Origin of the sequence: Limnobacter sp., from assembly GCF_036846585.1 — a bacterium.
Classification (GTDB): Bacteria; Pseudomonadota; Gammaproteobacteria; order Burkholderiales; family Burkholderiaceae_B; genus Limnobacter.
On the sequence record NZ_DAIUBR010000029.1, the window covers coordinates 23985 to 32393 of the forward strand.

Consider the following 8409-nt stretch of genomic DNA (forward strand, 5'->3'; position numbering starts at 1 on the left):
CATCATTGAACAGGAGGTTGAACATGTTCCAGATCAGAAAATCCAACGAACGCGGTTATGCCCAGCACGGCTGGCTGGAGAGCTATCACAGCTTTTCTTTTTCCAGCTATTACGACCCCAAGCACATGGGTTTCGGCCCGCTGCGCGTGATCAATGAAGATTGGGTGCAGCCACAAACCGGGTTTGGCACGCACGGCCACCGCGACATGGAAATTATTACGTACATGTTGGGCGGCGAATTGAGTCACCAGGACAGCTTGGGCGGTGGTTCAGCCATCAAGCCCAATCAAATTCAGCGCATGAGTGCGGGCACAGGCATTCGCCATTCAGAAATGAATGCGCACAAAACCGATGTGGCGCACCTGTTGCAAATCTGGATTGAACCCGCGGTGAATGGCGTTCAGCCCGGTTACAAAGACCACGACCTGGAGGTTGCCAGCATCACTGGCCAACTGGGCTTGATTGTGACGGGTGACAAAGAAGAGGCGCAGGCCAAGGACATCGCCTTTATTCACCAAGACGCAAAAATGTACGCGGGCCGGCTGAGTGGGCAAAGCGTGCACCGTGAACTGGACCCGGCGCGCAAAGGCTATCTGCACGTGGCCAAGGGCGAAGTGACCGTGGGCGATGTGCTGTTGCAAACCGGCGATGCCCTGTTGATCAGTGGTGAACGTGAATTGAATTTCGATGTGAGCGAACAGGCCGAAGTGTTGTTTTTCGACTTGCCCGCATAACTTTAATTAAGGAGTTTTGACATGACACAAGTTGCAATTGTTTACCACAGTGGCTACGGCCACACCGCCAAGGTGGCTGGGTTTGTTCAGCAGGGCGTGGATGTGGTTGATGGCGTTCAAAGCCACCTGATTTCCGTGAACGACGTGAATGACGCCACTTGGGACGTATTGGCCAAGGCCGATGCAATCATTTTTGGCTCGCCTACTTACATGGGCGGAGCGTCTGCAGACTTCAAAAAGTTCGCAGATGCATCCAGCAAGGTGTGGTTTAACCGAGGCTGGAAAAACAAGGTGGCCGGTGGCTTCACCAACTCCATGTCGATGAGCGGCGACAAGCTGAGCACCCTTCAGTACTTTGTAACCTACGCCATGCAGCACGGCATGATCTGGGTGGGCAGCGCCACACCTAGCGCCCAAAAACCTGGTGATGTGAATGAATTGAACCGCGTGGGTTCGTGGGTGGGCGTGATGACTCAATCGGACAATGCACCCGCAGACGTGACCCCGCCTGCTTCTGACCTGGAAACCGCGAAAATTTATGGTACACGGGTGGCGGAGTTTGCCAAGAAGCTGTCAGTCTAATAGTTTGCCCAAGATGTGAATGGGCTGTAATCAAATATCCGTTTGCGGATAAAATGGGGAGATGACGAATTCATCCCCCACATTGCCTTCCACTTTTGTTCACCTGCGCATGCACACCGAGTTTTCGGTGATTGATGGCATGGTGCGAGTGGGCGAGGCTGTTAAGGCCGCCGCTGGCTGCGGCATGCCGGCCTTGGCCATTTCCGACCTGTCCAACCTGTTTGGTTTGATCAAGTTTTATGGCAAGGCGCGTGGCGCGGGTGTAAAGCCCATTGCCGCTTGCGATGTGTGGATTGAAAGCGAGCGGGATGAAGAGCAACCGGCGCGCGTGCTGTTGCTGGTGCAAAACCACAAAGGCTATTTGCAGCTGTGCGAACTTTTAAGCCGTGCGTTTTTGCGCAATCAGAAACGCGGCAAAGCCACGCTGAAGTTGGAGTGGTTCGATGACGTGGGCTGCGATGGCATGATCGCCGTGTCGGGCTTTGCGAATTCCGACGTTGGCCAGTTCTTGCTGGGCGGCAATATGGCCCGCGCGGAAGATTCTGCCCGCAAATTCCTGCGCTACTTTGAAGGCCGTTATTACATCGAACTGCAGCGCGACGGTTCTACCCAAGCTGAGAACCTGGTGAATTTAAGCTGCCAGTTGGCGGCCAAGTTGCAGTTGCCTGTGGTGGCTACACACCCCATTCAGTTTTTAAAGCCTGAAGATTTCCGCGCGCATGAAGCACGGGTGTGTATTGCGCAGGGCGAAATTTTATCCAACCCGCGCAGGCCGCGCCGCTTCACCGAAGAACAGTATTTCAAAACAGCGCAGGAAATGGCCGAGCTGTTTGCCGACATTCCCAGTGCCATTCGCAACAGCATTCGAATTGCCCAGCGTTGCAATTTAACACTTGAATTGGGCAAACCCAAGCTGCCCGCTTTCCCCACGCCCGATGGCATGACACTGGATGATTTTCTGGTGCATTTGTCCAAAGAAGGCCTAGAGAAACGTCTTGCGCACCTGTTCCCCAATGTCGAAGAGCGCGAAAAAATGCGCCCTGACTATGAAGCGCGCTTGAAAATTGAATGCGATACCATCATTGGCATGGGCTTTCCCGGTTATTTCCTGATCGTTCAGGATTTCATTAACTGGGGCAAACAAAATGGCGTGCCCGTGGGGCCCGGCCGGGGTTCTGGTGCCGGTTCGCTGGTGGCCTATTCATTGGGTATTACCGACCTGGACCCGCTGCGTTATGACTTGCTGTTCGAACGTTTCTTGAACCCCGAACGGGTTTCAATGCCCGACTTCGACATCGATTTCTGCCAGGACAACCGCGACCGCGTAATCGATTACGTGAAGCAGAACTATGGGCGCGATGCGGTTAGCCAAATTGCCACCTTCGGTACCCTTGGCGCGAAGGCGGTAATTCGCGACGCAGGCCGCGTGCTCGACATGCCTTACATGTATTGCGACGGCTTGTCGAAACTGATTCCACAAACGCCCGCCGACCCTTGGGACCTTGACCGCGCCATGGCCGACGAGCCCACGTTCCGTGAACGTGTGGAAAACGAAGACGAAGCCAGGGAAATTATTGCAGTGGCCAGGCCGCTGGAAGGCCTGACCCGAAACGTGGGCATGCACGCCGGTGGGGTATTGATTGCGCCGGGCAAGTTGACTGACTTCTGCCCCTTGTATTGTGCTGATGGTTCCACCGATTCCGTGGTGTCGCAGTACGACAAAGACGACGTGGAAGCCGTGGGCCTGGTGAAGTTCGACTTCTTGGGCCTGCGCAACCTGACCATTCTGGATTGGGCTGTGCGCTGGGTGCGCGAGAACTACGAAGATCAGCGCGATTTCCGTCTGGAAGACTTGCCGCTGGACGACCCTGCGGTGTACCAGTTGTTCTCGGACGGCAACACCACCGCTGTGTTTCAGTCTGAATCGCGTTCCGCGAAAGACCTTGAAAAAAAGCTCAAGCCAGACAACTTCGAAGACATCATCGCCTTGATGGCGTTGAACCGCCCCGGCCCCTTGGGTTCCGGCATGGTGGACGACTTCATTGCCCGAAAAAAGGAAACCTCGAAAACCGGCAAGGGGCGAGCCGAGTGGTACTTCCACCCAAAGCTCGAAGGCATTCTGAAAAGCACCTACGGTGTGATTGTGTATCAAGAGCAGGTGATGTTGGTTGCGCAAATTCTGGCGGGTTATAGCCTGGGCGGCGCAGACCTTTTGCGGCGTGCCATGGGTAAAAAGAAGCCCGAAGAAATGGCCAAGCAGCGTGAAATTTTCACCACCGGTGCCACTGAGCGCGGCGTAGACCCGGCGGTGGCCAAGCAGCTTTTCGACTTGATGGAAAAATTTGCGGAATACGGTTTCAACAAATCGCACTCCGCCGCATATGCATTGATTGCGTACCACACCGCGTGGTTGAAGGCGCATTACCCGGCTGAATTCATGGCGGCGTCGATGAGTTCAGACATGGACGACACCGACAAAGTAAAAATCTTTGTGGAAGACGCGATGGCCATGTGCCAGGTGCCGGGTAAAAAGGCGGGCACCACAGTCACCATGCTGGGCCCCGATGTAAATGAGTCCAACTTCCGCTTCACTGCGGTGCGCATTGATGGCGAAAAACGCGCCAGTGCGATTCGCTACGGTTTGGGTGCAGTCAAAGGCACAGGCCAGGCGGCGTGCGAAGCCATTGTGGCCGAGCGTGCTGCCAATGGCCCTTTCAGCAGCCTGTTCGATTTCGTAAAGCGGGTCGACAGCAAACAGATCAACCGCAGGGTGATTGAAGCGCTGATTCGTGCCGGAGCGTTTGATGCGATTAATCCCGACCGTGCCAAGCTGCTGGCCAGTTCAGGCCAAGCCATGGAGTGGGCTGCCCAGCAGGCTGCAACCGCCGCACAGGTGAGTTTGTTTGGTGAAGACCTGGGTGGCGATGCACCGCCAGAACTGGTGGATGTGCCCACCTGGAGCGAACGCGAAAAACTGCAGCAGGAAAAAGCGGCACTGGGCTATTACTTCAGTGGGCACTTGTTCAAGGCCGATGAAGACAAAGTTCGGCAGTTTGTTAAGCTGAAGTTGAAAGACCTGTCGCCCGGTCGCGAATTGGTTTGGATGGCCGGGGTGATTGCATCCTTGCGCACCATGATGACCAAGCGCGGAAAAATGGCGATTGTGTTGCTTGATGATTCAACCGCGCAGGTTGAGTTGTCTATTTTCAACGAGCAGTTTGAGGCCAATCGAAGCCTGTTGAAAGAAGACTCTTTGCTGGTGTTGCAAGGCAAAGTGTCTGAAGATTCGTACACTGGCGGTTTGCGAATTTCTGCCGAAAACCTGCATTCGCTGGCCAGTGCGCGTGCGCACTTTGTAAGCCGTTTGCGCCTCAGCATGAATGGTCAATCGGATGCTGAAAAGCTGCGCGCCATGCTGGAGCCTTTTCGCGATCCTGAGCAGGGTTGTTTGGTGGAAATTGATTACCACAATGGCCATGCCGCGTGTGTGGCGCAGTTGAGCAGTGAGTGGAAAGTTCGCCCGGAGGAAGACCTGCTGATTGAAATGCAAGGCTGGTTGGGGCAGGGCAACGCCAAGTGGGTGTTTGGATAATTCTTCCTGCCGAGTTGGCGAAATACTGGCACCCGCGAATTGCTCGGGCTTTCCAGCAAAGCGCGAGTGCGTAGCGCAATCGGCAGCGATGTTCCAATCGCTTCGCCTTCAAGAAAACCTGCCCGTTTGAATTCACACGCCACGGTTGGCAGCATGCCAACACCGAGGCTTGGCCATCAGTGTTGCCGAGCTCGGTGAGTCAGTGTGAACTTCAAAAAGGGAAATACAGGTTTTCGGGTGAACGATTGGGATTCGCGCCGAGTGTGCAATGAACAAGGCAAGCGACCGGGATTCGCGCTGATTGATGCAGATACGCGCTGGTGGCGCACAAACGTGTAAACTTCGACCATCCAACCCACGTTCACGCTGCATGCCCGAAATCACCGATTACACCGCCAAAGGCTTGTACAAGCGCCTGCTTTCCTACAGCCTTCGTTACTGGCCACTTTTTACCACATCGCTCATTGCCTTGGTGTTTGCTGCGGTTACGGAGCCGCTTTTTGCCAGCCTCATGAAGCCGCTGATCGACGAAAACTTTTCGGGCGAACGCACTGAAATGGCCAAGTGGTTGCCGGTCATCATCATCGTGTTGTTCCTTGTTCGGGGGCTGGCCACCTACATCAATGAATACTGCAGTGCCAAGCTTGCCGGCTTGGTGGTTCACGACCTGCGCTTCGACATGCTGTCGGGCATCTTGCGTTTCCCAAACGCGTACTTCGTAGAACAACCTGCCGGAAAAATTATTTCCACAGTGTCGACCAATGTGGACGCAGTTACCGAAGCGGGTTTCAACATCATCACGGTGCTGATTCGCGATGGTGCCATTGTGATCGGTCTGATGGCCATATTGCTTTACACCAACTGGCAACTCACCCTGATTTGTTTTGGTATTTTGCCGCTGATTGCCATTGGTGTATCTGTCGCCGCCAAACGCTTGAACCGTTTTGCACACAGCGCGCAAACGTCGCATGCGGATTTGGTGCAAAGTATTTCCGAGGTGATCGGGGCACAGAAAATCATCAAGATTTATGGCGCCCAGCAAGTGGAAACCGACCGCTTCATGAAAAGCGCGGATGAAATCATGAAATCGCGCGTGAAGCTGGTGGCCACCAGCGCAGCCAATTCGGCCATTGTGCAGTGGATACTGGCTGCGGCCGTGGCTGCGGTGGTTTACTTCGCAGGCATTTTGGCTGAAAGTAACAGCATGACAGCGGGTGACTTTGCTTCTTTCATGACCGCGATGATGATGCTGCTGGCCCCGGTCAAGCGACTGACCAACATCAACCAGCAATTGCAAAAAGGTTTGGCGGCTGCGGACAACGTATTTCGTGTGGTGGATCGCCCGATTGAAAACTCCAGCGGCACGCACACCACCGATCGGGCTTTGGGTTATGTTGAATTCGACCAGGTCGGTCTGACATTCCCGGGCGCTGAAGCCCCCACGCTAAACAGCATCAATTTGTGGGTGAAGCCTGGCCAAACTGTGGGAATTGTCGGTGTTTCAGGAGGGGGCAAGTCCACGCTGATCAACCTGCTGCCCCGTTTTCTGGACCCCACAAGCGGTGTGGTGAAACTGGACAGCGTGGATTTGAAGCAATGGGATTTGCAATGCCTGCGCCGCCAAATCGCGGTGGTAACGCAGGAAAGCCATTTGTTGAATGACACTGTGCGCAACAACATTGCCTATGGCGAAATGCGGGGTGCTCCTGATGACGCCATACTGGAAGCCGCCCGCATGGCCAACGCCTTGCCCTTCATCGAAAAGCTGGAACACGGGCTGGATACCGTGTTGGGCGATAACGGTTTGCGCCTTTCCGGTGGTCAGCGCCAGCGCATTTCAATTGCCCGTGCTTTTTTGAAAAACGCCCCCATTCTTATTCTGGATGAAGCCACTTCGGCACTTGATTCCGAGGCTGAGCGTGAAGTTCAAGAAGACATGGAGCGGCTGCGCCATGGCCGAACCACTTTGGTGATTGCGCACCGTTTGTCCACCCTCACCACTGCCGACTTCATCATTGTGCTGGACCAAGGCAAGCTGATTGAACAGGGCACGCACCATGAATTGTTGGCCATGCAGGGCAAGTACCACTATCTGCATTCCATTCAAAATCAGTCCACCAGTTTGTCCACAGACTGAATAACCACCTCGGTGGGGATTGCGGCCAACAAGCGTGTAGGGTCGTCAGTATTAATACTGTCGGGGTGGGGTAGCGGCCCAAAGTCGCCAGCGTAAATCACCGTGGCCTTGTCAGACCAAGGCCGCCATTCCTGCACCCAGGAGGGGCCGAACAACGCCACTTGCGGCACATTCAAGGCTGCGGCCATGTGCATGGGGGCTGAATCCACGCCCACATAAAATTTGCACAGTTTCAGCAAGGCCGCCAGCAAAGGCAGGCTCATTTTCCCACCCACGTTCACCAACTTCCCCACTTTCCCGGAAAGCGCGTCAATCCGGTTGTGGGTCAGCCGTTCAATTTCAGCTGTCGTGGCCACCTCGACCGGGTCTGGGCTGCAGGTCAGCACCACATGCAAACCCTTTTTCAGAAGGTGCGCCACCACGTCGGCAAACTTGTCGTCTTCCCAGCACTTGAAGGGCCAACGGGCGGCAGGGTGGATCAATACAAATGGTCCGCCAATGCCTTTTTCAGTCAACAAGTGATCCGCTTTCTCAAGGTTCTCCGGGCTGGGGCGCAGTACCATTTCACCGCGAATGCTGCGTGGGTTGACACCAAAGGCCTGCAAGCACAGCAGGTTCAGCTCCACAGCGTGCGATTGCCCACGGGGTGGGGGTACAACACGGTCGGTGAAGCAGGCGTGCCACAAGGCCTTGTCGCGCTTGGCGTAGGCCATTTGCACCCGAACAGGTGCTTTGGAAAACCGGGTCACCAGTGCGCCAATCCATTGATCGGTCAAATGCACCACGGCGTCGTAACGGGTTTGTCGAACTTTGAACACCAGGCCAAGTTCTGTTTTCAGGCGCGCAAAGCCTTTCAGCTTGCGGTCAATACACAACACCTGGTTCAAATGCGGGTTGTTCTGCAGCAGGGGCGTTGTTTCTTTGTAAATCAGCGTGTCAACTTGCGCGCCTGGAAACTGATCGTGCAGGGCGTGGTATAGCGCCGTGGTCAACAGCACATCGCCGTGGTGCCTTAATTTAATCACCAGAATTTTTTGCAAAGTGTTTCAGCCCAGGATTGTTTAGAGTGAATTCACGCCCATGCGCTTACCAAGGCGCATTAAACTGGCGGCGTAAGATAGAGCGAATATAGACCGCGACTCGAACCAATTTTGTCCCTCAAATTCAAATGACCCCCATTTTCTTTTCTGAAAGTTCCAAAAACATCGGCGGTCAAGAACTGCAGTTGCTTGAACAAGCGGTGGGCCTGAAGGCCAAAGGGTACACACCTTATATATTGTGCAGGCTCGGCAGCCGAATTTCGCAAGAAGCACACAAGCTCGGTTTGAATGTGGAGCACATCCCCTTTCGCAACGCCATTCACC

Annotated in this window: 5 protein-coding genes and 1 pseudogene; 5 read left to right on the forward strand and 1 reads right to left on the reverse strand. The window is 54.6% G+C overall.

What is annotated here, in order from left to right; translation table 11 throughout:
- The first annotated feature begins 23 nt into the window (after positions 1–23).
- From V7028_RS12360 to msbA, 4 genes are all read left to right on the forward strand, one after another.
- A complete protein-coding gene (locus tag V7028_RS12360; RefSeq protein ID WP_334120388.1) occupies positions 24–734 on the forward strand; it encodes a pirin family protein in 711 nt (236 codons plus the stop codon).
- 21 nt (positions 735–755) lie between these two features.
- Complete coding sequence (locus V7028_RS12365) at positions 756–1316, forward strand: flavodoxin family protein (RefSeq protein WP_334120389.1); 561 nt, start codon at positions 756–758, stop codon at positions 1314–1316.
- A 61-nt stretch (positions 1317–1377) separates the two neighbouring features.
- A complete protein-coding gene (dnaE, locus tag V7028_RS12370; protein ID WP_334120390.1) occupies positions 1378–4908 on the forward strand; it encodes a DNA polymerase III subunit alpha in 3531 nt (1176 codons plus the stop codon).
- 370 nt (positions 4909–5278) lie between these two features.
- Positions 5279–7045 (forward strand): lipid A export permease/ATP-binding protein MsbA, encoded by a 1767-nt coding sequence (gene msbA / locus V7028_RS12375; RefSeq protein WP_334120391.1) that lies wholly within the window; start codon positions 5279–5281, stop codon positions 7043–7045.
- Here msbA and rfaQ read toward each other — a convergent pair.
- On the reverse strand, positions 7018–8070 hold the full coding sequence (gene rfaQ / locus V7028_RS12380) for a putative lipopolysaccharide heptosyltransferase III (RefSeq protein WP_334120392.1): 1053 nt from the start codon (positions 8068–8070) through the stop codon (positions 7018–7020). The genes msbA and rfaQ overlap by 28 nt on opposite strands.
- Before the next feature lie 143 nt (positions 8071–8213).
- Here rfaQ and V7028_RS12385 point away from each other — a divergent pair.
- A pseudogene (locus V7028_RS12385) lies at positions 8214–8409 on the forward strand (hypothetical protein); the annotation flags it as partial.

Coding starts and splice junctions, on each gene's coding strand:
- V7028_RS12365 (WP_334120389.1), top strand. CDS start 756: ATGACACAAGTTGCAATTGTTTACCACAGTGGCTACGGCCACACCGCC.
- V7028_RS12360 (WP_334120388.1), top strand. CDS start 24: ATGTTCCAGATCAGAAAATCCAACGAACGCGGTTATGCCCAGCACGGC.
- dnaE (WP_334120390.1), top strand. CDS start 1,378: ATGACGAATTCATCCCCCACATTGCCTTCCACTTTTGTTCACCTGCGC.
- msbA (WP_334120391.1), top strand. CDS start 5,279: ATGCCCGAAATCACCGATTACACCGCCAAAGGCTTGTACAAGCGCCTG.